We start from the raw sequence: 26,891 nt of genomic DNA on the forward strand, positions 1-26,891 counted from the left end.
ATAAATAAACTTACTTTTTAAATAATTCTTTATAAAAATTTGAGGCCAATTTTCTACCTTCTTTACTTAAATCATAATATATACCTTGAGGTCTATGCTTCATCTCTTTTGATTTAACTTTGAGCCAAGGTTTTATCGATGATGTTACTTTCATTTTTAAATCTCCTTTATAAACTACTAATAAACCTTCATCCTTTAACGCTTTGCAATATTTATCTATCTCATCCGGATCATATTTAGCTACATATCCATAATTGCCTAATAATCTATGAGCCATTAACCAAGGGTTGTCTGGACCAAATTTATATATATGAACTAAAATATATTTTTCTATGGTATTAAGCTTCCTCATTTTTATCCATGCAACAATGTACTATAAACTTATTTAAAAATTTATCCCTATTTCAATTTTTTAAAAATAAAATCTTATATTCTTATTTAAGGATTTATCCTTTGGAGGAGTTATTAATTTCTACCTTTGACCTCTTTCCTACATAAAGGGTCCCTTGAGGTCTAGAGGGTTAGCCTTTTTATTGCTACCTTCTTATACCATATGGTATTGTGGGGGTAAAGTCAACTATTACTACTCATCTTATTAGAGTTAACCAGAAGATACTATACTCTCATCAGCAATGTTAATTGTTGTAAAGACGTACCTCATATTTCAGTTACGCTTATCCTATTGGCAGCTAGCATTAATTTTTTGAAAAAGCAAAGTTTGAACTTTGCTCTGCATTGAAAGGCTAGGTTTATTATTTCTAGTTATCATCAAATATTTAAGGTCTTAAATGACATTTTTAAAAAGGTGATTTACAATGAAAGGTCTACTTATTGAAGGTAAGGAAATTGAGACCGAAAACAAGGTAAAAATTAGATCTCCATCAAATCCCGATTATATTATTGATGAAGTAAATTTTGCTGATAAAGAATTGACAAAAAAGGCTATTGATATAGCTTTAGTAGGATTTTATAAGCTTACTAATATTTCATTAAAAGAAAGGGCAAAAATAATTAAGAAAGCATCAACTATAATGGAAGAAAGAAAAGAAAATTTATCTAAGTTGCTTTCATTAGAAAGTGGAAAACCTTTAAAAGATTCTAGAGTAGAAATGTTAAGAGCAATTCAATTGTTTAATATAGCAGCTGAGGAAGCAAGATTAATTCTTGAAGGAAAATATCATAGAGTTGATGCGTATGAATATCCTCCAGGTAATGAAAGTAGGGTTGTTATAGAAACAAGAGAACCAATAGGAGTTGTAGCTGCTATTTTGCCATTTAATTTTCCGGCGAATTCATTTGCTCACAAGGTTGCCCCTAATATAATGGCTGGAAATTCTGTTATAGTAAAACCTTCTCCATATACTCCTTTAACGGCTTTGGAATTAGGCAAAATTCTTTATGAATCTGGGCTACCTTATGAATCTTTAAGTGTTTTGCCAGGCGATATTGATGTGGGAGACGAGTTAGTAACCAATAAAAAGGTTTCAGGCATAACATTTACTGGCTCAACGAATACTGGTATTAATATAGCCAGCAAGGCCGTTCAATCCGCAAAAAAGCTTATGATAGAGATGGGTGGATCAGACCCAATAATAGTTTTAGATGATGCTAATCTAGATGCCGCAATTAATGTTTCAGTTAGAGCAAGATATGAATATGCTGGACAAAACTGCAATGCAGGTAAAAGAATTTTAGTTCATGAAAAAATTTATGAAAAATTCGTTAATCAATTTGTTGATAGGGCTAAAAAACTTGTTGTGGGAGATCCTTTAGATGACAGCTCTGATTTAGGGCCCTTAATATCAAAAGAAGCTTTAGAAAGAATGGACTATTATGTAAATGATGCTATAAATAATGGGGGTAAAATAGATTTAGGCGGCAACAAATTAAATTTAAAGGGTTACTTCTACTCTCCAACAGTAATTAGCGAGGCAAATACTAATATGAAGTTATCTAAGGAGGAAGTTTTTGGACCAATCGCTCCAATATTTGAATTTAGTGACGATAATGAAGCCCTAGAAATTGCAAACTCATCTCCATTTGGTCTACAAGCGTCTATTTTTACAAATGATTTGAAAAGGGGTTTACGTCTAGCTAAAGGCTTAAAAGCAGGAGGGGTTATGATAAATGATTCCCCAAGGTTAAGATGGGATGCATTGCCCTTTGGCGGAGTAAAGCTGAGTGGGATAGGAGCAAGAGAGGGAGTAAGATCTACTATAGAAGGTATGACAGAGATTAAATTAATCTCAATTAATATTTCATAATTTTACACTTAAATATTAACAGCTAAATCCTTCTTTTAATGCTCCATTTTAATACATTAAACATTGTAGTTAACCCCATGTAATGCTTAGTAGGATTACATTTTCCTTTTTTAATAGAATCTAATATATTATATAATTCACACTCATCAGCTAGTATTTCTGTTGGTGATGTTCCCAGTTCTTGCAATATGTGAGCATCGCTTCCACTAGTTTTCGGTTTTGAATATTTTTCTGCCAATTTCATAGCTGGATTATTTAAGAATGGTATACCTCTCGGATTCCAAACTTCAATTGCGTCGAAATCATTTAGATTGTTTTTCAGATATTTGCCAACACTTTTTCTACCTATATGAAACGGATGGGCAGCTATTGTTATACAATTATTTGATATAGCCCAGTCATGAAGCTCGCTAGGAAATTTTGGAGGCTCTTCATAAGGAATTTTTTCGCATAAAACTAGAACGTCTCCTTTAATTGTTCTTACTTCATTCGCTGGAATTACTGTTATATTCAAATCTTGTTTTTTAGCCGATTCTATAGCAATGGCAGATCCTCTAAATGTATTATGATCAGAAACGGCTATTGCTGAAAGTCCTAAATATACTGCTCTTAAAACTATCTCCTCTGGACTTGACTTTCCATCACTAACTGTACTATGCGAATGAAGCTCAGCTAAACATTGCATTTTTTGCCCCATATTTATTTTATGCTAAGAGACTTATTTTATCTTTAATAGAATATATAATTATTACAAACTAACAAATAAGGCTAATGCTATGATCTAGTTAAATTTATTTACTTTAATATAACATTGTTATATATGTGATGTAAAGCAGTTGCTGAGCTAATGCTATGATGAAGGAAACCGATTACTGATCAACAGGTATAATCAATAAACTATGCCGTTTATCTTACACTATCTATAACCCAATAAATTTCTTCCTTATAGAGACCCAATTTTTTCATAAGCAGTTAAATATGGTCAAAAATAACTTTTTTAATTATCTAATATATTTAAAAATTAATTTAAATGCATTAAAAATTAATAATGTTTACTATAATAAACATCCAATAGAAAAGTTAATATTATATACTAGCTAATTTATATGTATTTAAATGGTGACACAAATGTCGATCAATCCGCCTGTATTAGATATGCAACCAAATATTTATCTTATAGAAGGAGAAAGCGCTTTTAGTTATCTTCCTATAATAAGAAAATTGCAAAATCAAGGAAAAAAAGTTATAAGTTTTGGTATTGGGCAGCCAGATTTTCCTACACCGGACCATATAAAAAATGCCGCAAAAGCAGCTTTGGACGATAATTTTACTGGATATACAGAGACTCAAGGTATTCCTGAATTAAGAGAAGCAATTGCTAACTATTTAAACACAAGATATCAATCTGATGTAAAGAGCGAAGAAATCATTGTAACTACTGGCACGAAAACAGCTATATTTATGGCTGCCTCATCGTATATAAGACAGAACGATGAGGCAATAATTATTGAACCAAGCTATTATGCATATGCTCAAGTAGTAAAATTATTTGGTGGTATACCTAAATTTGTTTCTCTTGATTTCGATCCTAAAAAGGGATTTAGTTTAAACGTAGAAAAAATTGAGTCCCAAATAACTAATAGAACAAGGATGATATTTATAAATAACCCTCATAATCCTACTGGAGCAGTGTATTCTAAGAGACAACTTGACCAATTAGTTGATCTAGCCAAAAAGAAAAACATTATTATTGTAGCAGATGAAATATATGATAATTTTGTATATAGTGGAAACTTCAAGAGCTTAATAGAATACCCTGATTGGAGGGATAATTTAATTTATATAAATGGTTTTTCAAAAACATTTTCTATGACAGGTTGGAGACTTGGTTATATAGTTGCACGCAGAGAAACTATACCAAGATTTAATGATTTGGCAGTATCTTTATATAGCTGTGCCACATCATTTGTACAAAAAGCTGGTGTAATCGCTCTAAAAGGTGATTGGTCACCAGTCAAAAACATGGTGAATGAATTCAGTAGAAGGGCTAAAGTATTGTATGATATACTGAAAAAAGCACAAGGTTTTGAACCATATATGCCTGAAGGGGCATTTTACATGTTTCCAAGAATATCATCAATATTAAACAAAACTAATCTCAGTGTAAAAGCGTTTGTAAATGATCTTTTAGAAAAAACTGGTGTACTCGTTTTACCAGGCGATACTTTCCCAGATAAAGCAGGTAGGGAGTTTGTAAGGTTTAGCTATGCTACAGATATGGAATCTATAAAAGAGGGAGCGCAAAGAATAGTTGAATATACTGAAAAAGTATTTAGTAATCAATAATAAAATTTTCTTCTTCTTTGGTGAATATAGTGAACATTGGAATAATAACAGATTTTGGTAACAATTTCTATGTTGGCATAATGAAAGGCATAATAAAATCTTTAAGCAATAATGCTAGTATAATTGAAATAGATAACAATGTTCCCAAATTTTCTATAATATCTGGCTCATATATTTTATTTAATTCATATAAATATATGCCTAAGAATTCTATAATACTTTCTGTGGTAGATCCTGGAGTGGGAACAAATAGAAAGGGATTAATAATAAAAACAAAAAACTATTACTTTATAGGACCTGATAATGGACTAATATACGAAAGCGCTTTGGAGGATGGAATAATCTCTATTTATGAAATAATACCGGAAAAACTCAAAGAATATTTAAAAACTTATTTTAATCTTAATATCATTATATCACAGACATTTCATGGTAGGGATATTTTTGCGCCAGCTGCAGCTTTATTATCAATAAATGACGATATAAAATATTATGCAAAACCATTGGAAAATAATGAGATAGTGAAACTCAGACTTTTAGACGCTAGAAAGGAAAATAATAAAATAGAATTGAAAGTTATATATATTGATGATTTTGGTAATATAGTCTTAAGCTCTATGTTTGATGACTTAGATCTAAAAAAATATAAGACTAAAATAATAAAAGATAACGTCATAACAGATATAAATATAGGTAAAAAATTTGCCGACGTGAATGAAGGTCAACTATTATTATATAAAAATAGTTTTGGATTTGCTGAAATAGCAGTAAATAAAGGAAATGCATCAAGCTTACTCAATTTAAAAGTTGGAGATAAATTATCTATTTCCTATTAATACAGATATTATCGAATATTTCAATTATATTTTTACATCTTTTTTTAAATCTTAAGGGGTCAAGAAATTCAGGTTGTTCTAATTCTCCTTCTATGATCTTTACTAAAACTTCAGAAAGCCCAGCAGAAAGAGTTAAGCCCGCACCATTTAATCCGCTTAGCGCATAATTATTATTGCTAATTTTTCCCACAATAGGATATCCATCACATGTTGTTAAACAAGGTGCAGACCAAGAACTAATCGGATACATGTGAAATGCCTCCTTGTATTTTTTTGCCAACTTACTTAGTATGCTATAAACTTCGCTATTATCAGTTAAAAATCCGTCTTCTGGGTTATTTATCAATACCCTTTTTCCATTACCAATTATTGCTCTATGAGAAGATTCTGGAACATAATAAAATTCCATTATATCATCTTCAATAATTTTGTTTATTTGTTTACCTTCAACACTGTATGCCTGACATTTGTATTTTATTAACCCATTTAATTTTAAATCGTTTTCAATCCAGGGACCATTAGTATAAATAACTATATCATATTTTTTATTATTGTCATTATTAAGTATTCTTCCTCCATTATTCACTATGCTTCTAGATAACTCATTAATTGCTTTGCCTATATCTACAGTTGGTTGAGAAATAAGCAATCCATTGCTATCCAATAAAAATCCGTCTACTTCGTTCTCTTCAATAATTTCGGCTTTAAAACCCTTATTATTTAAATATCTCAATATATTAAGTGCGCATTGATATTCTTCATTTCTTGGTATCCATATTGAATCATACCAATGTAGTATGTTATTTCCTAAAGAATTATACAACTCTACTGATCTTAGAGATATATTTAAGATATTTTCAGGTAACTGAAATGATAATATTCCTGCAGCCTTACTAGATGCGCCGTAGCCTATATAATTTGTTTCTATTAAATCTACATCATACCCTCTCTTTAACAATAGCAATGCGCTCCAAAGCCCTGAAAATCCTCCACCTATTATTTTAACCGACTTCATTTTTCCCCTTCAACATTATTTTTATTTAGATTAATTTATTTCTTTATGCTTTAATAATTATGTTAATTATACTTTAACGATATTAATAAAATTGTTCCAAAAATGCTTTGATATCAATTATTCTTTGCTAAACTTAAATAAATTTCAATAGATTTTTTTACTATTTCACATAATGTTTTTTCTTTAAGATTACCTTCAATAAAATTATTAATTATTTTATTTCCATGCTTTATAATAATAGCTATTGTTGGAGAAGCTTTAATATTAAAAAAGAGAAAAGCTCTTTTTGCACAGGACGAATCGCAGTTTTCAGTAAACCAATTACATAATGAAACGTAGAAATATAAATTATCTTTTTTAGAAATTTTTTCTTCAACAAAAGGATACCAAACTAAATTAAACAATCTACATGCTGGGCAAAAATTATTGCTAAAATATATAAAACTTACACCTTCAAAAAATAGTTTAAAATTAATTTCATCACAAGTTAGAGAAACCCAATTATGTGTAATATAATCAAAAAAATAAAAACCGTTTGATTTAAGGGGTGTGTTTTTACTTGCCTCCATATTTATCACTAGTATATCATCCATAAAATGGAGACCACTTCATCCATCCAGCAGTATGCTCAAATGAGGCAGAAATTCCAATATATAATGCTAATATACCAGCTAGTATTAATAATAACAAAGCTATGTAGCTCCAATACTTTTTTGCTTTTGTTTGTAATATTGGACTCAATAAGCCATTTAATCCAATTAATAAATACATTGCACCTGCAGCTGTAGGAGAATTAGTTAGCCCAAAATGAAGGATAACCGAACCATATACAATAATTGGGATTGATAATATAGAAATTCCTGCTAAAACCCCATGAATTGGAACCTTATATATATTTACAAAACCAAGAGCTAGTAATGCTATTCCATATAGGCTCCATGGATCAGTTAAAACCAAGTTATATGATGAAGGTAAAGGCCATACAAAGGTTCCCCATAGACCAGTTGCTAATACATAAATACCTAAAGCTAAAAACAAGAATCCGAAGCCTTTATTAATTTCAATTAGTTTTTGTTGGTCATAGTTTATTGTAAAGTTTAATAATACCCAATAAGCTATTAAGAAAAGACCTCCACCTAACAACATTAATTCTATATCCAGTATGTCAATAAAGAGCATTATCTCACCAAACAATATTTTGTTATGTAGAGAATTAATATTTTCTATATGAAGAGATTAATATTATTTATAAAGAGAATATTTAAATACTAGAACTTTTATTTATCTTTTTTAATTTTAAAAAGCTATGAAATGTGGTTATCCTTTTTAATCTCATTAATATATTCTAATAAATAATTTAGAGTATTGTAATCATAAACTGATAATTGATCTTCAAGTAATGGCAGCTCTACAGAAAAAATATAATTTGTTAATTGAATCACTTCCTGAGTTTTAATTGTCCATGGTTTTCCATTAGATGTTAAAAGTTCTATAGCTTTTCTGTATCTATTTCCATCAATAACCATGGCCTCACCAGGTGTTACGACTATAGCTATGTCGACAATACTAGAAAGTAATGTAGGAGCTGCAACGTTAGAATTAGACTCTATTACAACTATTTCATGCCTTCCTTCAAGGTAGCTTAAACACTTGTCTATTTCTTTTGATACTCCTCCACTAATAATATTTAAGATATATTCATCATCTACTTTTGCAATGTTATCTAATAGAGAAATTAGATCTAATAACTCGTATTCTACACTTTTTGATATCCTATCCATAACATTCATATTTACCAAGTGTATGTTATGTAATGAACTATTTGGGCACATTGTTAACCTTGAAATTGCCAATCTCATATTAGGCATATAAAGTGCGTTGTTAAAAATATTTAGATTTCTCAATTTTTCAGGTAAAATTGGTACCAATAGGCCTCCGAAAGGATTTATAATGTTTATAGGTTCTTTTTCTTTGGAAAATTTATAAAGAATTGCTGAATCGTTAGTCACAACCATCTTGTATTTCTTAGATTCCGAAAGAGCTTCAGGATGTTGCCACAATTCAGTAGCACCCAATGGCTTAAAGCCTATTGCATCGAATCCTTGATTTATTAAAAAATTTATCAAACTTGAGGCTAGCACTGTTTTACCTGAGTTTTCTTCCAATAAACCCGAAACTAATATCTTCATTCCTACCCTTGTTTTATAGTTTTTACTCCAGACTTAATTTCTTACATTTGTTTCATTAAAATTTGGTAAGAATTAAAAATCTGCATTCATATATTATAATTAAGGCGATGAAGATAGTTGTGCCCGAATGAAGCTAAAAGCGATGATAATCTCTGGGGTATCGGAGCCTTTTCTTTATTGAATAACATACCTTTAGAAAAAGGTATTTATTTAATAATCTATAAAGTTATTAGAGATTTCAATTGCATTATAAATAATAAATTCTATGTCTTTAATAGAGGGTATTTAATTTATATAGGTTCTGCAGGGAATGGATTAAGAAATAGGTTGAAAAGGCACATAAATAAAGAAGGAAAATTAAGGTGGCACATAGATTATATATCTCATAGAGAGGAAACAGAAGTAGTAGCGTTATTTTATAGAGAAGGGGATTTTGGAGTAAAATTCGAAGATGAGTTAAGCCATTACTTTTATTCAAAAATAAAACATATAGATCGTTTAGGGTCTACGGACTCAATGATGCCCCACCTTTATTACAGTAAAGAACTTGACATAATATTAGATATTTTAGGAAAATTAAACGGAAAAATTATTATATTTTCAAAAATTTTTGAAAAAACTTAATACAAAAATAATTAAAAAATATATTATTCACGTTTTGCAATCACAATATAGGGGTATAAGTGAAAAAAATAAAATTGGTTGTTTTCGATGTAGATGGCGTCTTAACAAAAGAAAAAAGCAGTTGGGAATTTGTACACAAATATTTTAATGTTGAAGATAAGGCAAAAATACATTTTAAAAATTTTCAAGAAGGAAAAATAAATTATTTAGAGTGGATGAAGCTTGATACAAGCCTTTGGATAGAAAAAAGCAATGGAAAGCTCAAGAGAGATAAATTAATTGAAATACTAAATAAAATAGAAATCAGGCCTGAGGCAAAAGAAGTTTCCATTTGTTTGCATAAAAATAAAAAACTTATTGCTCTTATAAGTGGTGGAATAGATCTGTTAGTTTCAAGAGTTAGTGAAATAGTAGGTGCAGATTATTGGTTTTCAAACGAGCTAGAATTTGATAAATATGGTTATTTATTACCTGGTGGATATCCTTTAGTAGGCACAAATAAAGTTAAGCCATTAAAAATTATTCTTTTATCAGAAAATATTAATCCAGATGAAACAATATATGTTGGAGATTCTATATGGGATGTCTCAGCAATGAAATATGTTGGATACCCTATACAATTTGGATATGATGAGTACCTATCTAAAATAGCCAAATATAAAATAAATAATTTAAAAGAAATATGTAATTTAATTTATGAAATTGAGAAATTATGATTGTTTGATAAAGCAAATGACAAACCTCGCCCCTTCTAGGGGCGGGGTAAAATTTTTTAAATCAAAAATACTATTTCTATTTGAGATGCCTTTAAATGCCTTCGTCTGGTCAACTCTTAAAACATGAGGAGCGGGAGCCGATTTCTCCCGCAATACCAGATGAAGGTATTTACGAAGTTAATTATACAAATAAGAGAACAAATGTAGTCCGCATTCTTCCAAATGGTTTTCAGAAAAGGAAGCTCAGAAGGCTAGCTAATATCTCAGCAAAGCTTTTCAACGAGTTAAACTATGAGAGGAGGCAACAGTTTTTTCACGATTAACATTGCACAAGAAAAAGGAAACAAATTTACAGTAAACATGTGGTCTTATCGTAAATTAATGATGGCAATTGAACTTAAAGCACAAGAATATAGCATTAAAGTATATGAAGTTATAGAATATAATACCTCAAAGTATTGTGCTTATCATAATGTAGAAGTTAAAAGAGAACCAAGGGGAGTCATTAGTTGTCCATTAAAACATAAACTTCATTCTGATTTAAACGAGGCTTTAAACATATTAAAGAAAACAACAGGTAAAGTCTTATCATCAATAAAGAAACCCCTATCTTTTATTGTAGAACATAATAGAGTAGCACCCGTAAAAGGGGTGTAACCCTTAAGACCTCAGGAAACTCGCCCTTCAGGGCGGGGAGGAGGTCAGATAACCAATTATTACATCAGTGTACTCTGATGTTGATATTGGTGTAACTCCAGGCATTTCTCTTGCAAGATCATATGTTACTTGTTTATTCTTTATAGCACTTCTTATAGCATTTTCTATTAATTCCTTTACTTCTCTCCATCCCATGTAATCTCCTATTAAAACAGCAGCGCTGAGTATTTCAGCTGTTGGATTTATAACATTTTTACCTGCATATTTAGGAGCTGTTCCATGAACAGGTTCTGCAACAGCTATGCCATCTCCCATATCCATTCCTGCTGCCATGCCTATGCCTCCAACTAAAGCATTAGCTTCATCGCTTATGTAATCTCCATTTAAGTTCGGAGCAACTATAATGTTATATTCACCCGGTCTGGTTATGATCTGTTGCAACATGTTATCTGCTATTCTATCATTAACAACTATTTTATCTTCTGGAGTTTTACCTCCAAATTTAGTATTTATTTCATCTTCTGTCACAACATAGTCTCTGAATTCTTTTACTGCAACCTCATAAGCCCATTCTCTAAATGCACCTTCAGTATATTTTTGTATGTTACCCTTGTGCTGTATAGTAACATGTTTAATGTTATTTCTTAAAGCCCATTCCATAGCTCTTCTCATTAATCTTTGCGTACCGAATTTTGATATAGGCTTTATACCAATTCCTGCATCTGGTCTTAATTCAATTTTCAGCTCTTTCTTGAAGAATTCTCTAATTTTATTTGCTTCTTGAGAATCCCATGGGAATTCTATTCCCATATAAACATCTTCAGTATTTTCCCTAAATATAACCCAATCAATCTTTTCTGGGTGACAGTGAGGCGCTGGTTGTCCATACCACTTTACTGGCCTTATATTTGCATACAAATCTAATGCAATTCTTATTGATACATTTAAACTTCTGAAACCACTACCGACAGGCGTTGTCAAAGGACCCTTTAAATTAATTCTGGCCCTCTTAAATGCCTCTAATGTAGCTTCTGGCAACAAATTACCGCATTCTTTTTGAGCTTCTTCTCCTGCAGCTACCTGCCACCAAGTAATTTTTCTCTTACTTCCATATGCTTTGTTAACTGCTGCATCGACTATCTTTATTGCACTGTCAACTATTTCAGGTCCAATACCGTCTCCTTTAAAAAATGCAACTATAGGATTATCAGGTACAATTAATTTACCATTCTCATATTTAGCAAACTTGCCCTCTGAGGGTGGTTTTAATTCATCAGCTTTACACGGAATTTTTCCCATCCAACTCACCTATTAAATATGCATATATATGGAGTATAAATTTATTAATTTTGGCCAGATTAAAAACAATCTAATTGATATATTTTAAACATAAAATTTAAATATTAAAAAACTTTAAAATTATTTAATAGATAAAGATGCATTCTATAAATAATGTATAAATTTTAAATTATTTTTCCTGTATACTAAAAATAGGTTTCATTATTTTATAGCCTGCATTAATAATATTTAATAATTATAAATAATCGCTTTAAAATTATTTAAATAGGGTTTTTTCACTATACCTTTTTCTGTTATAATCCCGTGAATTAGTTCTGGAGGAGTTATATCAAAAGCAGGATTAAATGCGTTAGTACCTTCAACAGCTATTGTTAGTTGACCCATAATATTTACAACTTCGCTTGGCGACCTTTCCTCTATAACAATGTCATTTGGATTTTCTGTAGGCTGAACAGTACTAGTTGGAGCTGCTACATAGAAGGGTTTATTATGATAGTTAGCTGCTAAGGCTAAATTAAATGTACCTATTTTGTTTGCGACATGTCCAGTTAAAGTAATTCTATCAGCTCCTACTATGGCCAAATCAGCCATATTTTTATTGAATAATAAACCTGATGCTCCGTCAACAACCAATGTAGATGGTATTCCTTCTTTTTTTAATTCCCATATAGTCAATCTTGCCCCTTGAAGCAATGGTCTCGTCTCATCAGCATATACATGTATATTTTTACCTTCATAAAATGCATACCTTATAACTCCTAAAGCAGTGCCAAAGCCTGCTGTTGCAAGTGCACCTGTATTACAATGGGTGATTATTCTTGAATTATTTTCTATAACTTTTGAACCATGTTTACCCATTTCAACGTTATTTTTTATATCTTCAATATAAATTTTGTGCGCCTCTTTTAATGCTTCCTCTTTCATAAATTCTACATCTTCTTTTTCAGAACTTTTTAAAATTATATTCCATATTCTATTTAAAGCCCAAAATAGATTATATGCTGTTGGCCTTGTTGAAGCTAAAACATTATAAGCCTCTTTTGCATAATTTAACAAATCTTTTGGTTTGGTTGCATTACTATACTTTAATGCCATTGACAATCCATACGCAGCTGAAACACCAATAGCTGGTGCACCCCTTATTTCCATTTCTTTTATAGCTTGAGCTACTCTTCTAAAATCCTTTGTATTTCTATAAACTTCTTTCCATGGCAATAGCCTTGTATCGATCCACAAAAATTCGTTTTTATCGAAATCCCAATAAAGAGGCTTAATTTTCAAATATTGCTCTAATTTATCTAATTCTTTTCTTATATCCTCCATATTTTCACCTTATATTTTATTTCTGTATATTTACACATTTTTAAACTCTAATTATTTAAATCTGATTAATATGTATAACTTGGAAAAAGAAAAGTATTTTAAAATTATTTTTAAACTAATATTGGGTGTATTAAGTGAGTCTTAAAGAAGAGATAATAAGATGGCTTAAAGAAGAAAATCTTGAAATTTCAGATATTCCAGTTCCAAAAGAAGCACCAATAGAATGGGCTATAAATGCCATGGTAGCTGCTCCATTTAGAGTATCGATTTCTATACAAAAACCTAAAGGAAAAACTGAAAAACTTGCATGCACTATGGGTGTTAAAATAGCTGAGCAACATAAGGATAAGATAGCTAAATTATCAGAGCAAGAAAAAGCATCGATGATAGGAGAGCTCTTAAAGAATTTATACCTAATGTGCCCAAGCTGTATAATAATTGTACAGCCTGATTTAATTAATCCAGATAATATAATAATAACAAAAATTATATATAGTGATAAAATAAATGCAAGTGAAGTAACTGATTCTGTTAGGATGCTTACAAATTCATACGGCTTAATCGTAACACATTTTACAGTTAAATTGGGAGGATCTTTTAAACAAGGGGAACAAACAACAATGCACATATGAAAGAGTGATAAATTTGACTGAACTTCATCCTGCAGGAATTCTCGCAAAATCAGATTGCTTCTATATTGCAGCACCAATAATAGATGCACCTTGGGAAGTAAATAAAAATGTTGAAATGACTATTTCAGATATTATTAATAATTTAAAGATTTGGGATATTAATAATTATAATTTAAATAAGATTGAAAAAGCCTTATGGTTTGCCACTGTTTATGGAGGTCTTGTGCTAATATACACTTGCGATCCTGTAGTCCCAATAAGTAGGCTGCATATAGATTCAGGCTTATCCTTTGTCAAAGAAGAAAATCATAAACCTAAAGAAATGAAAGACTTAGACTTAATTAAAGCTTGGGCTTTTATCTTTAACGGCAATGAAATAGAAGGACTTAACATGTTATCGGGGAGCTTGATTTACCCGGAAAATTTCAGTTGGAGCGTAGGAGGAAAATACAAAATAGCGGTAAGAGGAATAAAATATTGATTTCCTTTATTTCATAAGATATGCTTTATAGATTATTTTCTATACAATATTTCCTTATTTTAGATATATTAATATAGAAATTTTTCATGATCAAATTAGCTATATATTTTCCATAATCAGTTAAAACTATTCTATCATTTTCATATTTAATTGCATTTATAAAAGCTAGCAATGATAATTCGTTTTTCATATAATTTTCTATATCAATATTAAATAATTTTTCAAAAATTTTCTTATCAATAATAAGAGAATAAAATTTATAAATGAACTCAAGATATACTTGTTCCCTTAAAGACAATTTTTTGCTTAGCACAACTGGCATATTACCTTCACATACCATTTTTTCATATTTATTGATATTAAATGAATTAACATAATATTTTCCATTTATATAACTCATTGCTCCAGTCCCGACACCAACAAAAAAAGGATAATCAACTATGTATTCATCAGTTATTGAATTTTGATTCCTTGTAAAAGTCCATGCATTAGACTGAATAAAATCTGAATTTTGAAAACTCTTTAAAATATAATAATAAAATGGTTTTTCATTATTTTCACTTGGTTCTTTAAATAAATCACTATTCCTTATAGAAGGCATTATAGGATAAAACGTTATTTGATTTGCCTTAGATTCCTTGGCTTTATTAATTTCATAACTTAAATCTTTAATAGTTTGATAAGGTAAATTAAATAAGATATCAACATTTAGTGTATTTATAGATGAAGCAATTTCTATTTTATTCATAATTTCCTCATAATCTAATTGAGGCCTTCCTATTTCCTTTTGAGTTGTAGATTGGAAAGATTCTATGCCTAAAGAAAGCCTTGTTACACCAATACTTTTAAGCAATTTTATTTTTTCTTCATTTATATCATATATGGATCCTTCTATTGATATATCTTTTATATTAAAATATTGTTTTATATAATCAATTAAATCACTAATTTCATAAACTGTTAAAGTAGGTGTACCGCCGCCAATATATATTGAATCAAAATTATAATTGTTTTCGATATAATCCGTTATTTCTTTCTTTAAAGAAATAAAATAATCCTTCACTAAGTTTTTTCTGTATAATATGCTATGAAAAATACAGAAAGGACATAAGGAAGTGCAAAAAGGAACGTGTATATATAAAGCTTTGCAATCTTCACACTGTTCAGGTTTTCCACTTGAATTATTATTTAAATGCCAATCATAGCTATTAAAAACATATTTTAATATACTTTCAATTATCAAATTTATCCCAAATTAATATATAAAAAACAAAACATATAAAGATATTATTGAAAAGAAATATATATTCTATTAACTTAACTAAACATTTTTTCAATAATTATCTTTCATGAAAATTGGTCTAAAAATAATAGAAGCATTACTACTTAAGGTTTTTGGACTACTAAATAAAAGTGGGGCACTACTATGGGAAATATATTAAGTTTTCAACTCCTAGATGTTAGTTACGAAATAATTAACAATTCACCTATCATTAATCTATGGGGAAGAGATGCAAATAATAAAAAAATACTGTTAATAGATACAACATTTAGACCTTACTTTTATTTATTGCAAGATAAAGATTCTGATCCAGAAAAAATTAAAGAGGAAATACTTAGCAAATCAAAGGTAAAAAGCCCTATAATCAACATTGAAGATTTAAAAATGAGCTATATAGGTCGGCCAGCCAAGGCTCTTAAAGTAACAACGATAATACCCGAAAGTGTTAGAGAGTATAGAGAAGTTCTTTCAAATATTGAAGGGATTAAAGACGTATTAGAGGCAGATATAAGGTTTTCATTTAGGTATACACTTGACAAAAATCTTTATCCTATGAGATGGTATAAAGTAGATGCTAGACCTTTAGAGAAAAGAACTGCATATAGGGTTGATGAAATATATGAAATTAATGGAGAAATTACTGAAGATGAAAGCAGAATAAATGTTAACCCCTTAGATGGATTAAAAATAATGGCATTTGACATTGAAGTTTATAACCCTCAAAGAACACCCGATCCTTCTAAGGATCCTATAATTTTAATAAGTATAAAATTTAATGACAATAATGATACACTATTATTAGAAGCAAAAGGCCACGACGATAGTGAGATCATACATAAATTTATAGAATTAATAAGAAAAGAAGATCCAGATATAATTATTGGTTATAATCAAAACAAATTTGATTGGCCGTATTTAATAGAAAGGTCCAAATTATATAAAATAAAATTAGATGTAGGTAGAAAAGTTGATTCTATACCGAATCCAAGTGTATTCGGTCATTATTCAATACAAGGAAGACTTAATGTTGATCTTTACGACTTTGCAGAGGAACTGCAAGAAGTCAAGATAAAATCTCTTGATGAAGTTGCAGATTACTTAGGAGTGAAACCCAAAGACAAAAGGGTAAATATAGACTGGTGGTTAATTGCTCAATACTGGGATGATATAGAAAAAAGAAATATTCTAAAGCAATACTCTGTCGATGATGTGGAGTCAACCCTAGGATTAGCATACAAATTTTTGCCTTTTGGTGCCCAGCTCAGTATTATTAGCGGATTACCTATGGATCAGGTTGTTGCAGCAAGCGTGGCATTTAGATTAGAAGCAAGACTTATGAGAGAAGCTAAGAAAAAAGGAGAACTTATGCCAAATAGAATTGAAAGAAATATAGAATCATATATGGGGGCAGTAGTGTTAAAACCAGAACCTGGTATACATGAAAATGTAGCAGTACTTGACTTCGCGAGCATGTATCCAAGTATTATGGTTAAATACAATGTAGGTCCTGACACTCTATTAAATGATAAAGATGAATGTAAAGTCAAAAACAAAGCCCCAGAAGTAAATCATGAATTTTGTGCTGATAACCCAGCTTTCATGAGGTTAGTTTTAGAAAGATTTCTAAAATGGAGAAGTGAAATTAAAAAAATTATGAAGTCATATGAAGAAGGAAGTCCTGAATACAATTTATTAAACGAAAGACAAAAAGCCATCAAGGTGCTAGCTAATGCTAGTTATGGTTATCTAGGATGGGGAGCAGCCAGGTGGTATTGTAGAAGCTGCGCTGAAGCAATAACTGCATGGGGAAGAGACCTTATATCGCAAACAATAAATTTTGCAAGATCAATAGGATTAAAAGTGTATTATGGTGATACTGACAGCATATTCGTTGATAATAATAAAGAAAAAATAGATCAAGTAATAAATTGGATAACCAAAGTATTAGAATTTGACATCAAGGTAGACAAAGTCTATAAAAGAGTTTTCTTCACAGAAGCTAAAAAAAGATACGCTGGATTACTGGAAAATGGTAAAATTGATATAGTTGGATTTGAGGCTGTAAGAGGTGATTGGAGCGAGTTAGCTAAAGAAGTCCAGTCCAACATAGCTGAGCTAATATTAAAAACAGCAAATCCTAAGAAAGCAATAGAATATGTTAAAGCAACAATAGAGAATCTCAAAAATGGAAAAATAGTTCTAGATAAATTAATTATATGGAAAACATTAACTAAAGAAATCGGGCAATATGAAGCCGAAACACCTCATGCATATGCAGCAAAATTAATGGAAAAATATGGTTATAAAGTGGTTGCAGGTAGCAAAATAGGATATGTAATAATAAAAGGTCCTGGATCTATTTCTAAGAAAGCCAGGCCTTATTTTATGGTTAAGGAATCTGATATAGATACTGGATATTATATAGATAAACAAATAATACCTTCTGCATTAAGAATTCTTGGCTATTTCGGAATTACAGAAAAAGATTTAAAAGTTGGGTCAAAACAGCCTTCTCTCTTCGATTTTTTAGACTCAAGTTAAATCGCTAAATGTAGCAAACTTAACATCTCCTCTTTTAGAAGTTATTTTACTACCCATCCTTGCTCCTATTAATAAAACTATTCCTTTATCTCCGGCTAAATCCAGTATCCTTTGAGTAATAATTCCATCAAATATTATTGCATATGCAGAATTCGGTTGGGCTGTATCAAGCCAAGTGAATAAATCCCTTACCTTAATCCTTGTTATTTCCTTCCATTCCCTATCATAAATTACTGCTTCAAGAGTACCTTTAATGTTCTTAATATTATCTATTACCTGTTTTGGTACGACCAATTGAGAGACAGATTCAACTTTTTGTTCTGCTTTTGAAACTTCCTGTAAAACTTGTTGATTTGTACTTTCCTGAGCTAATTCTTCTTTCTTTTCAGCAACTTCCTCTTTCTTTTCTTCAACTTTTTCTTCTGTAACTGTTTGAACTTCAGGCAAGGTTTGTTCGTGAGCAGCCTCTGCCTCTTCTTTTGTTTCCTTTATGCTTAACAATTGCTGCTTAACGGCTTCAGCTGGCATCATTTGAGATAGAGATCTTGCTATTTCTTTTCCTGTTAATTGCTCGACTTCCATCCCTTTTGGCGCTCTAGCAACATAATCAACATGTACTTGATCCAACAAATTTTTAAGTATTAAATCGCCCCCTCTATCTCCATCAACAAATGCTATAACTTTCTTGTTTTTAGCTAGCTCAACTATTGTTTTTGGTACTTTTTCCCTAGCACCCTCTAATGCTACTGTATTAGTGTATCCATACTTCATTAAATTAATTACGTCTGCCCTTCCTTCAACTATTATAATTGTATCAGCTTTTTCTACATCAGGCCCAGCAGGTAACCTTTCTTCTCCTATTTCTATTACCTTTGGTTGTACTTCAGGTTTTTGAGAAATTTGCCTTAAAATTTCCTTTATATCAGGTTCTTGCTCTTTAACTCTTTGCAAAAGCTGTCTAGCCCTTTCTACTATCTTTTGCAATTTCTCTATTCTTAAGTCCTGTATATCATCTATGCTTATCCTTGAATTGTATGGTCCGACTCTGTCTACACTTTCTATCATAGCTGCAAGTAACACTGTTTCAACTCTGTCCAAATTGCTAGGTATTTGTAATATTCCAACAGATTTTGTTCCTTGATATTTCATATCTATATGAACTCTACCAATTTTATCTTTATTTTGCAGCTGTTCTAAGTTGAAATCACTACCTAATAGACCTTCTGTTTGCCCAAAAACAGCTCCAATTACATCATGTTTATCTACTCTACCATCAACCTCAAATGAAGCCTTAATTAAGTACTTCAATTCTTACACCCTATATTGATAGGTATACCAAAAATTGTTTCTACCTGGTATACCTCATTTGTTAGGCTCCCGCCCTTCTCTAATATTGACGTCTTCGTCAGAGCATATAAATTTATTAAAAATTTTAATTAAAAAATTATCTAGTAACGCCCTTAAAAATTTCTTTAGCTAATTCTTTTGTCTCTTCTTTTTCAAATATTTTTCTAACAGGCCCTAGCATTTCTATTAGACTATTTATTGTAGCATTCTTTAAATCCATTGGATGAATCTTCCCACTGACATAAGCTTTCTCTAATTCTTCATAGCTTTCAAAAACGACTGTTCCACCATATTTTTCAGGCCTTTCTAAAACTAACTTAAAGTTTTCCCTTGGAAATAAAAGATATTTATTTATTTCCAATATTGGATTAAACTCTGCTTGCTTAGGAGGACAATAGGCATTATTTATTTTTTCTCTTATATCGTTCTCGCTATCATTTACAAAAATTGCAGTATTTGGTTTTGATTTTGACATTTTATGACTTGCAGCCTGTTCATCTATTTCTCCAAAACTCATCCTTTCTCCTCCATCAAGGCTTGTTAATATAGGTGTGTGTAAAGCGATAGGTTTTTTAACATTTATTTTTTCAGATACTTCTCTAGCTAAAATATGTGCTTTTCTTTGATCTAATCCTCCCAGAGCCAAATCTAAATCCATATAAATTATATCACTCACTTGCATTGCAGGATAAATTAGCTTTGAAGTATCTAAATCTGCTTCATCCATGTTCCTCCCCATAATTGTTAAAGCCCTCTTCATTCTTGCTAAACTTGTCATCTTCATAACTTTGATGACCAAAGCCCAATAATCTTTATCTTGAGCCATTTCTTCTGCATCTACAAATTTAATCTTCTCAATTGGTATATCCAAGGCTTTCATAACTTCTCTAGTTAGCTTAGCAGCTTTCCTAATTAATTCCATATTACCTCCTAGCTTGTCATTTATCATAGCATGCCATGTTGCTTCTAACAAATTGAACTCTACTCCTGCATTTATCAAATCTTTTACTTTGTTCATCCATATTAACCAGCCTAAATGAGCTAAACCACTGGGCTCAAAACCCAAATAACCTTTCATTTTATCTCCATGCTCTAACTTTTCCTTCAATTCTTTTTCAGTTATAATCTCTATCAAATTCTTTTTAATAAGTTCAAATTTCTCATCTGTATCCAAAAATTTTCCCCTCACATCTTGTCAAATCTAATTTTAATGTTTTTAATATAAAAATTTTAAGGTATTTTTGCCCTCTCATACTCAAAACCTGCATTTAATGGCTTTGTGGCATCTATTCCCATCTTTGATGTAAGGCCATCTTTAGAACTTGGATCGAGAGTTGACCCTCTTGCATTATTTATTATAACTAAACCTTTATCAGCCTGAAATCTGGTAGCAATTGCCCATTCAACATCATTAATATCGTATATATTAACATCTGGATCTACAACTACTACATGCTTAAGGCTGGGATGTGCTGAAAAAGCAGCTAAAATTGCATTTTTTGAATCGCCATCATGATTTTTCTCTATAGAAATTATCGCATGCAACCAACCCCCACTGCTTAAAGTTAAATAAACTCCATGAACTTTTGGAACTACCTTTGATACAGCATTATATATGCTGGCTTCTCTGGGAAATCCCATAAGCATTGCATGTTCATAGCCTCCAGGTAAAATAACATGGGTTGTTTCATCTATATTAATATAAACCTTTTCTGCCATCAAAACTGGTTGCTTTCTTATAATATCATAACCTCCCATAGCTTCAACAAAAGGACCCTCATTTACTTGCTTGTCTATTAAGAAACCTTCAATAATTGCTCCTGCACCTAATGGTATAGGATTCTTATGAATGGGAGAATCATATATCTCTAGGTTACCTAATATATTTGCTGCTGCGTTTAATTCGAAATATCCTAGCTGCGGAGAACTTGATGACGCTAAAACTATAGCTGGATGAACCCCAATAATTACAGAAACAGGTAAGCTTTCATTATTTTTCAATGCTTCCTTATATAAGTAATATAGGTGCCTTGGAACTATTCTAACTGCAGCTTCTTTTTCATTTAACATCATAATCCTATGAATACTCGCATTACATATTTTTCTATAACAGGCTATAATTAGTGAACTTGTTAAATAATAACCTCCGTCTTTCTCATAAAATTTAACGAATGGTAAATCCTTCAAGTTTCCTTCCTTTAGCTTTGGCTCTCCCACCTTTATCAATTTCCCTTCTTTTGAAAAAGAATCCAATAATTTATTGTAAGCCTCCTCTAAACTATTTGACGATAGCGATTCTAATACTTTTTTCTTTGAATCTACAACATTACCCGAACTCATTTGATTTATTCCATCTACATTAAATAATTGAATTTTTTCGTTTCCTTGTTTAAACTTTAAGAGCCTGGAAACACCATAATCTCTAGACAATTTTCCACAGTATTCACTGCCTATTTTATCAATAAACTTAGTTAACGATCCATCCAATTTTTACTCCCTCTTAATGCAATAGCCATTGCTGATCTTACATCTTTATCCTTAAATATTTTGAAGATTGGTGTTTTTGGCATAAATTTTGCCACTTCGTCTTCTCTGATCATTTTATAAGGCAAACCATTTTTTATCAAAGAAACTGCAGCTATGTTCCAGCCCTCACCATTACCAAGTATGACTTCCTTGGTTTTGTAAGGTATCTTGCTTAATTGATTTTTAATTACATTCCCTATATCGCTACACTCTATCTTTCCTGAATTTATAATTATTCCATCTCCCATTATTATATATCCACATAGCCTTCCTGAATCTATTCCTATAAGCAAGTGAGAAAAACTTAATTTAGGATATGCGATAGCCTTAAAAAGGGCTATGTCAGAATCATCTTCATAAATAACATTATTTAAATTTTTAATAATATTATAATATATTTCATATTCTGGAGTATTCTTTAATGGAGATATAATAACATCAGGTTTCATATTAGTATAATCATTTAATATTATTATACCTTGTTTTTCAAGAAGTTCTTTTTTGTTCTTTATGGTCTTTATTGCATTATAGTCTGCTCTCAAGCTCACTATTACCTTGACCGAACCTCTCCACCTCAACACACTAAATTATTAAATAATATATGAAGTTAATTAATCTTTATACAAAAATATGTTAAGAATAAAATTTAAGTTTATTAGAAACAAGCTATATTTTAATTAATTATAATTTATAAATAAACTTCAGGATCGCATAAAACATTATTTAAAAATATTAAATTTTTTAATTGTTAAAGGAGGATCAATTGCTATACTTGCTGCACCATATAATACCTGATCATCGCCAAAACTACACATTTTAATTTCTGGTACTCCAAGAGCGCTATATTTGGGTATATATTTCAATAAATATGGTTTAATTAAGTCCTCATTATATAAATAAATACTACCTCCAATATAAATAACTTCAGGATCGTATGCAGCTATTAAAGTTGATATACCTGCTGCATGCACAATATTTATCATATCTACTAATGATTTTGAGAATTCATCTTCTTTCCTAGCAAGATCATAAAGTTTCTCTGGTGTAAGATTGCCATTAATAGCTAAAACATATCCTTGTGTTTTTTCCCCTTTCCATTCTTTCGCTAATTCATAAGCAACTTTAGGTATGTTTTTTCCTCCTGCATATGCTTCCCAATGACCAATTTTACCACATCCGCACAAAAAATTTGAATCGAACTTTACAACAGTGTGGCCAAGTTCATGGGCATTTCCTCTCCTACCAACAACCAAGTTACCATCAACTATAGCTCCTATTCCAATACCAGAACTCATAGTTATATATGCCAAATCATCTTTGTTTTTTGCATCACCAAGAGTCTTTTCAGCCCAAACTGCAGCCATCGCGTCATTTGCTATGTATATTTCTTTTTTAAATTCATTATATAGAGGCTCTTTTAAAGGAATATTTCTAAGTCCAAGATTTGGTGCTAGTTCTATAATACCTTTTTTTAAATCTAATGGACCAATCGAACCGATACCTATTGAATTGAAATCCTTCTCAGGTGATAATTCATAGATCATGTTTATAATAGACTTTGAAAGGGAATTTGGATTATCTTTGGGTGTTTGTGTTTTAAGCTCTTTAATTTTCTTTTCATCCTTAAATAATGCAACTCTTAAGTTTGTAGCTCCTATATCAACAGCTATTATATTCATGTATATCCCTTTTAATATTAAGTTAAATATCTATTATAAATAGATTTGCAAAAATTCTTAAATTATCAGAATTGTTAGTATATTTAATATTTTAATATATACATTTGAAAATTAAAGCTTAAGTATTCGAATAAGAATACATAATTGTAGAAAAGGGCTAGGTGAACCTTATGTCAGAAGAAATGGGAGAATTAGTTTTAATACCCCCATACGTTAAGTATTTAATAGAATTAGCAAAAAAAGACCCGATAAGTTTTTGGGAGAAAATAGCGATAGAAAACATGAAATACATATACTGGAAAAAACCATGGGATAAAACATTTGAATGGGGAAAAAATGGAGAACCATACAAATGGTTTATAGGAGGTATTACTAATGCTGAGTATAGTCACATTGATTTTCAAATAGAAAAAGGTTATGGAAACAAGGCTGTTTATATATATGAAAATCCAGAAATAGGAATTTCAAAAACTTACACTTTTGCACAATACAAGAATATTGTTGATAAATATGCTTCTGCTATGAGAGGTATGGGAGTTAAAAGAGGCGATAGAGTTCTAACGTATATGCCAACTAGACCAGAATCTGTTGCAACATTACACGCAGCAGCCAGAATTGGGGCTATACATTCAAGTGTTTATGCTGGTTTCACTGCAAAGGCTTTAGCTGATAGAATAGATGGGGTTGAAGCCGAATGGATCTTTGTACAAGATTATAATTTAAGAAGAGGAAAGGTTTCTAACTTAAAACAGGTTGTTGATGATTCATTAAAATTAGTAAAGACCAAAGTTAAAAAAGTTGTTGTATTAAAATCAGGTTACTCAAATCAGGATGTAAATATGGAAAAAGGCAGGGATATTTATTGGGATGAATTTTTAGATTTTTCTAAAAATGGATCTAGTGAAGTAGAATGGATGGAATCTAATGAGCCAGTCTTTATAACGCCTACTTCAGGTACAACAGCAAAACCAAAGCCAGTTGTACATAAACATGGTAGTTTCCAAAACCATGTTGTGACTATGGCCCGTTGGATCTATGATTTAAAGCCTACTGATACTTGGTTTATAACAAGCGATGTTGGATGGCAAGCAGGAATTAGTTATATGGTTTGGGGCGTTCCAATATTTGGTGCACCAAGCATATTATATGATGGTGTCCCAGACTATCCAAAACCAGATATGTGGTGGGATGTTATTGAAAGAAACAAAGTTAATAAGGTATGGTTTTCACCGACAGCTATTAGGCTATTAATGAAATATGGAACAGATTATGCTAAAAAGCACGATTTGTCAAGCTTAGAAGTGATTTTTAGCGCTGGTGAACCTCTAAACCCAACACCATTAAAATGGCTAATGTATGAAGTGCTTGAAAGCAGAGTGCCTGTTATAGATCATTATTGGCAAACAGAAACTGCAGGACCAATAGTTGGAAATACTTATGGCATTAAGATGTTGCCTATAAAAATTGGCAGCGCAGGCATACCATTACCTGGTATTATCGGGGAAGTTGTTGATGAAAATACTGGTAAACCAGTAAAACCTGGTGAAAAAGGTGTTCTAATCATAAGACATCCATTCCCAGGATTTACTTCGGAATTATGGAAAGATCAAGAAAGATATTGGAAGTCCTACTGGGAAGCAAATCCAAACCTAAAAGGAGTAATATATACTGGAGATGCAGCAGTTGTTGATGAACATGGCTATATATGGTTTATGGGAAGAGCTGACGATGTAATAAAGATATCAGCGCATAGAATTGGTACATTTGAGCTTGAAAGCGCATTAGTATCTCATCCTGCTGTTGCCGAAGCAGCTGTAGTTGGCATACCTGATCCGGTTAGAGGAGAAGTTGCTATGGGATTCGTTACATTAAAAGAGGGATATAAACCTAGTGAAGAACTTAAAAAAGAGCTGATTGAGCATGCTAGAAAAACATTTGGGCCTATAGCAGTATTTAAAGGCATAGAGATAGTTAAATCTTTGCCAAAGACAAGAAGCGGCAAAATAATGAGGAGAGTAATAAGAGCTGTTTATTTAGGTCAGTCATTGGGTGACTTATCGGCTTTAGAAGATGAGGCCTCAATTGAAGAAATTAAAAGAGCTATTGAAGAATTTAAAAAAGAAATAAAGTGATAAAAAAGAAAATAAAAAAACTCACCTTTCGAGTTGGGTAAGAGAAAAGTTTTTTTAAGCTAGCAAATAGGGATAATTACCCAAATAAAAGGTATACTTCTACTACAAATAACATTGTTAAAAGGATTGTACAGCAATTTTCCTAAAAGATATAGGGAATTCTGTTCACATATTGCTACGTCAATAATGAAATGCATTAAAATTTTGGTTTACATCAATATAAATTTAAAATATATAAATGTTATAGTTTAATAAATAAATGATTGATAAAATAAACGGCAAACCTAGCTCTTAGGGGAGGTCAGATTAACTTGAAAAATAAATCTATTTTATTAAAGCCGATCGGAGAAGTTTTAACAAACTTCAGTGATGAAGAGGTTAGTAATTCCATAGATGGAGTTAGAGGTAAAATACTCATATATGATGAATATAGGGATGGTATTTGCTGCTTAGACGGTTTTTCCCATCTATTAGTAATTGGATATGCAAATAAACCGAAAGAAAATTCTGAAACAACTTTAAAGGTTAGATTTAGAAAAATAGAAAGACTTTACAATGTTAAAACACCTGAAGTTGGAGTTTTTGCTTCCGGTTCTCCAGATAGACCCAATTTGCTTATAGTGAGCATATTAAAATTAATAGATATTAATAACAATATATTGGAAGTTAGCAACCTTGACATGTTTAATGGAACTCCAATATTGGATATTAGGCCTTTTACATTAGAAAGGATACCTAAAGAAAAAATAGAAGTTCCAGAGTGGTATAAAAAAATTTGGGAAACTAAAACCTGAATGACAAAAGTTCCTAAGTTTTAAAGGTAGTCCTAATGAGTGTTATTTCTTTGTGCTATAGGAAATTATTACTTGCATTTCAGAACAAATTTGCCTTTCATTCTATAAGATTTAACAATAATTGTATAATAGTTTTACTTCATAGATGTTATTGGGTTCAGGTTTCATAAGGCTTGATAACGTTTGATATCAAGCTCTATGCCCTTGG

General features: G+C 30.9%; 26 protein-coding genes. 12 read left to right on the top strand and 14 right to left on the bottom strand.

Annotated elements, in window-relative coordinates; all coding sequences use genetic code 11:
* Nucleotides 1-10: 10 nt before the first annotated feature.
* Nucleotides 11-352, bottom strand: coding sequence for a hypothetical protein (locus RXO53_RS02515; protein WP_410712697.1), 342 nt, complete (start codon nt 350-352; stop codon nt 11-13).
* A 463-nt stretch (nt 353-815) separates the two neighbouring features.
* Here RXO53_RS02515 and RXO53_RS02520 point away from each other — a divergent pair, with 463 nt between their 5' ends.
* On the top strand, nt 816-2,264 hold the full coding sequence (locus tag RXO53_RS02520) for an aldehyde dehydrogenase family protein (protein WP_410712698.1): 1,449 nt from the start codon (nt 816-818) through the stop codon (nt 2,262-2,264).
* Nucleotides 2,265-2,286: 22 nt separating this feature from the next.
* On the opposite strand, the gene RXO53_RS02525 is transcribed toward RXO53_RS02520, so the two are convergent.
* Nucleotides 2,287-2,949, bottom strand: coding sequence for a PHP-associated domain-containing protein (locus RXO53_RS02525; RefSeq protein WP_410712699.1), 663 nt, complete (start codon nt 2,947-2,949; stop codon nt 2,287-2,289).
* A gap of 443 nt (nt 2,950-3,392) precedes the next feature.
* On the opposite strand from RXO53_RS02525, the gene RXO53_RS02530 reads away from it, so the two are divergent.
* Together RXO53_RS02530 and RXO53_RS02535 are read left to right on the top strand one after the other, a co-directional pair.
* Complete coding sequence (locus tag RXO53_RS02530; protein ID WP_410712700.1) at nt 3,393-4,610, top strand: pyridoxal phosphate-dependent aminotransferase; 1,218 nt, start codon at nt 3,393-3,395, stop codon at nt 4,608-4,610.
* Between the two features lie 29 nt (nt 4,611-4,639).
* Nucleotides 4,640-5,446, top strand: coding sequence for an S-adenosyl-l-methionine hydroxide adenosyltransferase family protein (locus RXO53_RS02535; RefSeq protein WP_410712701.1), 807 nt, complete (start codon nt 4,640-4,642; stop codon nt 5,444-5,446).
* Here RXO53_RS02535 and RXO53_RS02540 read toward each other — a convergent pair.
* From RXO53_RS02540 to RXO53_RS02555, 4 genes are all read right to left on the bottom strand, one after another.
* Nucleotides 5,433-6,461: an NAD(P)/FAD-dependent oxidoreductase gene (locus RXO53_RS02540; RefSeq protein ID WP_410712702.1), complete on the bottom strand. Its 1,029-nt coding sequence runs from the start codon at nt 6,459-6,461 to the stop codon at nt 5,433-5,435. The two genes, RXO53_RS02535 and RXO53_RS02540, sit on opposite strands and share 14 nt — an antisense overlap.
* A 113-nt stretch (nt 6,462-6,574) precedes the next feature.
* Complete coding sequence (locus tag RXO53_RS02545; RefSeq protein WP_410712703.1) at nt 6,575-6,865, bottom strand: hypothetical protein; 291 nt, start codon at nt 6,863-6,865, stop codon at nt 6,575-6,577.
* Nucleotides 6,866-7,046: 181 nt separating this feature from the next.
* Nucleotides 7,047-7,640 carry a DUF981 family protein gene (locus tag RXO53_RS02550; RefSeq protein ID WP_410712704.1) on the bottom strand — a complete coding sequence of 198 codons (594 nt, stop codon included), beginning with the start codon at nt 7,638-7,640 and terminating at the stop codon, nt 7,047-7,049.
* Between the two features lie 125 nt (nt 7,641-7,765).
* Complete coding sequence (locus tag RXO53_RS02555) at nt 7,766-8,650, bottom strand: hypothetical protein (RefSeq protein WP_410712705.1); 885 nt, start codon at nt 8,648-8,650, stop codon at nt 7,766-7,768.
* A 117-nt stretch (nt 8,651-8,767) separates the two neighbouring features.
* On the opposite strand from RXO53_RS02555, the gene RXO53_RS02560 reads away from it, so the two are divergent.
* The 4 genes from RXO53_RS02560 to RXO53_RS02575 all read left to right on the top strand — a co-directional run bounded on the left by RXO53_RS02560 (nt 8,768) and on the right by RXO53_RS02575 (nt 10,647).
* Nucleotides 8,768-9,274 carry a DUF123 domain-containing protein gene (locus RXO53_RS02560; protein ID WP_410712706.1) on the top strand — a complete coding sequence of 169 codons (507 nt, stop codon included), beginning with the start codon at nt 8,768-8,770 and terminating at the stop codon, nt 9,272-9,274.
* Between the two features lie 59 nt (nt 9,275-9,333).
* Nucleotides 9,334-9,990 carry an HAD-IB family phosphatase gene (locus RXO53_RS02565; protein WP_410712707.1) on the top strand — a complete coding sequence of 219 codons (657 nt, stop codon included), beginning with the start codon at nt 9,334-9,336 and terminating at the stop codon, nt 9,988-9,990.
* A gap of 95 nt (nt 9,991-10,085) precedes the next feature.
* Nucleotides 10,086-10,313 (top strand): hypothetical protein, encoded by a 228-nt coding sequence (locus tag RXO53_RS02570; RefSeq protein WP_410712708.1) that lies wholly within the window; start codon nt 10,086-10,088, stop codon nt 10,311-10,313.
* Nucleotides 10,282-10,647, top strand: a complete 366-nt coding sequence (locus RXO53_RS02575) for a zinc ribbon domain-containing protein (protein WP_410712709.1) — start codon at nt 10,282-10,284, stop codon at nt 10,645-10,647. The genes RXO53_RS02570 and RXO53_RS02575 overlap by 32 nt, the downstream gene beginning before the upstream one ends.
* Nucleotides 10,648-10,674: 27 nt before the next feature.
* On the opposite strand, the gene RXO53_RS02580 is transcribed toward RXO53_RS02575, so the two are convergent.
* On the bottom strand, nt 10,675-11,946 hold the full coding sequence (locus RXO53_RS02580) for an NADP-dependent isocitrate dehydrogenase (RefSeq protein ID WP_410712710.1): 1,272 nt from the start codon (nt 11,944-11,946) through the stop codon (nt 10,675-10,677).
* A 228-nt stretch (nt 11,947-12,174) separates the two neighbouring features.
* Nucleotides 12,175-13,269 (bottom strand): S-methyl-5-thioribose-1-phosphate isomerase, encoded by a 1,095-nt coding sequence (gene mtnA / locus RXO53_RS02585; RefSeq protein ID WP_410712711.1) that lies wholly within the window; start codon nt 13,267-13,269, stop codon nt 12,175-12,177.
* A gap of 134 nt (nt 13,270-13,403) precedes the next feature.
* Between mtnA and RXO53_RS02590 the strand changes: the two genes are divergently transcribed.
* Together RXO53_RS02590 and RXO53_RS02595 are read left to right on the top strand one after the other, a co-directional pair.
* The gene (locus tag RXO53_RS02590) at nt 13,404-13,901 is read left to right on the top strand and encodes a DUF2299 domain-containing protein (protein ID WP_410712712.1); all 498 of its coding nucleotides are present in this window, start codon (nt 13,404-13,406) and stop codon (nt 13,899-13,901) included.
* 13 nt (nt 13,902-13,914) lie between these two features.
* Nucleotides 13,915-14,382: a hypothetical protein gene (locus RXO53_RS02595; protein WP_410712713.1), complete on the top strand. Its 468-nt coding sequence runs from the start codon at nt 13,915-13,917 to the stop codon at nt 14,380-14,382.
* Between the two features lie 25 nt (nt 14,383-14,407).
* Here RXO53_RS02595 and RXO53_RS02600 read toward each other — a convergent pair whose 3' ends face one another.
* Nucleotides 14,408-15,625, bottom strand: a complete 1,218-nt coding sequence (locus RXO53_RS02600) for a radical SAM protein (protein WP_410712714.1) — start codon at nt 15,623-15,625, stop codon at nt 14,408-14,410.
* Between the two features lie 183 nt (nt 15,626-15,808).
* On the opposite strand from RXO53_RS02600, the gene RXO53_RS02605 reads away from it, so the two are divergent.
* The gene (locus tag RXO53_RS02605; protein WP_410712715.1) at nt 15,809-18,205 is read left to right on the top strand and encodes a DNA-directed DNA polymerase; all 2,397 of its coding nucleotides are present in this window, start codon (nt 15,809-15,811) and stop codon (nt 18,203-18,205) included.
* On the opposite strand, the gene dnaG is transcribed toward RXO53_RS02605, so the two are convergent.
* The 5 genes from dnaG to RXO53_RS02630 form a co-directional block, all read right to left on the bottom strand.
* Nucleotides 18,197-19,513 carry a DNA primase DnaG gene (gene dnaG, locus RXO53_RS02610; protein WP_410712716.1) on the bottom strand — a complete coding sequence of 439 codons (1,317 nt, stop codon included), beginning with the start codon at nt 19,511-19,513 and terminating at the stop codon, nt 18,197-18,199. The two genes, RXO53_RS02605 and dnaG, sit on opposite strands and share 9 nt — an antisense overlap.
* Before the next feature lie 136 nt (nt 19,514-19,649).
* The gene (locus RXO53_RS02615) at nt 19,650-20,726 is read right to left on the bottom strand and encodes a tyrosine--tRNA ligase (protein ID WP_410712717.1); all 1,077 of its coding nucleotides are present in this window, start codon (nt 20,724-20,726) and stop codon (nt 19,650-19,652) included.
* A 56-nt stretch (nt 20,727-20,782) separates the two neighbouring features.
* Nucleotides 20,783-22,039 (bottom strand): UbiD family decarboxylase, encoded by a 1,257-nt coding sequence (locus RXO53_RS02620; protein ID WP_410712718.1) that lies wholly within the window; start codon nt 22,037-22,039, stop codon nt 20,783-20,785.
* Nucleotides 22,024-22,626: a hypothetical protein gene (locus RXO53_RS02625; protein WP_410712719.1), complete on the bottom strand. Its 603-nt coding sequence runs from the start codon at nt 22,624-22,626 to the stop codon at nt 22,024-22,026. The genes RXO53_RS02620 and RXO53_RS02625 overlap by 16 nt, the downstream gene beginning before the upstream one ends.
* A gap of 171 nt (nt 22,627-22,797) precedes the next feature.
* Nucleotides 22,798-23,757 (bottom strand): ROK family protein, encoded by a 960-nt coding sequence (locus RXO53_RS02630; protein ID WP_410712720.1) that lies wholly within the window; start codon nt 23,755-23,757, stop codon nt 22,798-22,800.
* A 170-nt stretch (nt 23,758-23,927) separates the two neighbouring features.
* Between RXO53_RS02630 and RXO53_RS02635 the strand changes: the two genes are divergently transcribed.
* On the top strand, nt 23,928-25,889 hold the full coding sequence (locus RXO53_RS02635) for an acetate--CoA ligase (protein ID WP_410712721.1): 1,962 nt from the start codon (nt 23,928-23,930) through the stop codon (nt 25,887-25,889).
* 311 nt (nt 25,890-26,200) lie between these two features.
* A complete protein-coding gene (locus RXO53_RS02640) occupies nt 26,201-26,683 on the top strand; it encodes a TrmO family methyltransferase (protein ID WP_410712722.1) in 483 nt (160 codons plus the stop codon).
* The last annotated feature ends 208 nt before the right edge of the window (nt 26,684-26,891 follow it).

The sequence above is a fragment of the Caldisphaera sp. genome (assembly GCF_046536515.1).
Taxonomy (GTDB): domain Archaea; phylum Thermoproteota; class Thermoprotei_A; order Sulfolobales; family Acidilobaceae; genus Caldisphaera.

Bases quoted from the DNA above. Each gene is read 5' to 3' on its own strand.
- RXO53_RS02575 (WP_410712709.1), top strand. From the start codon at position 10,282: ATGAGAGGAGGCAACAGTTTTTTCACGATTAACATTGCACAAGAAAAA.
- RXO53_RS02555 (WP_410712705.1), bottom strand. From the start codon at position 8,650: ATGAAGATATTAGTTTCGGGTTTATTGGAAGAAAACTCAGGTAAAACA.
- RXO53_RS02580 (WP_410712710.1), bottom strand. From the start codon at position 11,946: ATGGGAAAAATTCCGTGTAAAGCTGATGAATTAAAACCACCCTCAGAG.
- RXO53_RS02525 (WP_410712699.1), bottom strand. From the start codon at position 2,949: ATGCAATGTTTAGCTGAGCTTCATTCGCATAGTACAGTTAGTGATGGA.
- RXO53_RS02520 (WP_410712698.1), top strand. From the start codon at position 816: ATGAAAGGTCTACTTATTGAAGGTAAGGAAATTGAGACCGAAAACAAG.
- RXO53_RS02530 (WP_410712700.1), top strand. From the start codon at position 3,393: ATGTCGATCAATCCGCCTGTATTAGATATGCAACCAAATATTTATCTT.
- RXO53_RS02630 (WP_410712720.1), bottom strand. From the start codon at position 23,757: ATGAATATAATAGCTGTTGATATAGGAGCTACAAACTTAAGAGTTGCA.
- RXO53_RS02570 (WP_410712708.1), top strand. From the start codon at position 10,086: ATGCCTTCGTCTGGTCAACTCTTAAAACATGAGGAGCGGGAGCCGATT.
- mtnA (WP_410712711.1), bottom strand. From the start codon at position 13,269: ATGGAGGATATAAGAAAAGAATTAGATAAATTAGAGCAATATTTGAAA.
- RXO53_RS02635 (WP_410712721.1), top strand. From the start codon at position 23,928: ATGTCAGAAGAAATGGGAGAATTAGTTTTAATACCCCCATACGTTAAG.
- RXO53_RS02550 (WP_410712704.1), bottom strand. From the start codon at position 7,640: ATGCTCTTTATTGACATACTGGATATAGAATTAATGTTGTTAGGTGGA.
- RXO53_RS02515 (WP_410712697.1), bottom strand. From the start codon at position 352: ATGAGGAAGCTTAATACCATAGAAAAATATATTTTAGTTCATATATAT.
- RXO53_RS02540 (WP_410712702.1), bottom strand. From the start codon at position 6,461: ATGAAGTCGGTTAAAATAATAGGTGGAGGATTTTCAGGGCTTTGGAGC.
- RXO53_RS02605 (WP_410712715.1), top strand. From the start codon at position 15,809: ATGGGAAATATATTAAGTTTTCAACTCCTAGATGTTAGTTACGAAATA.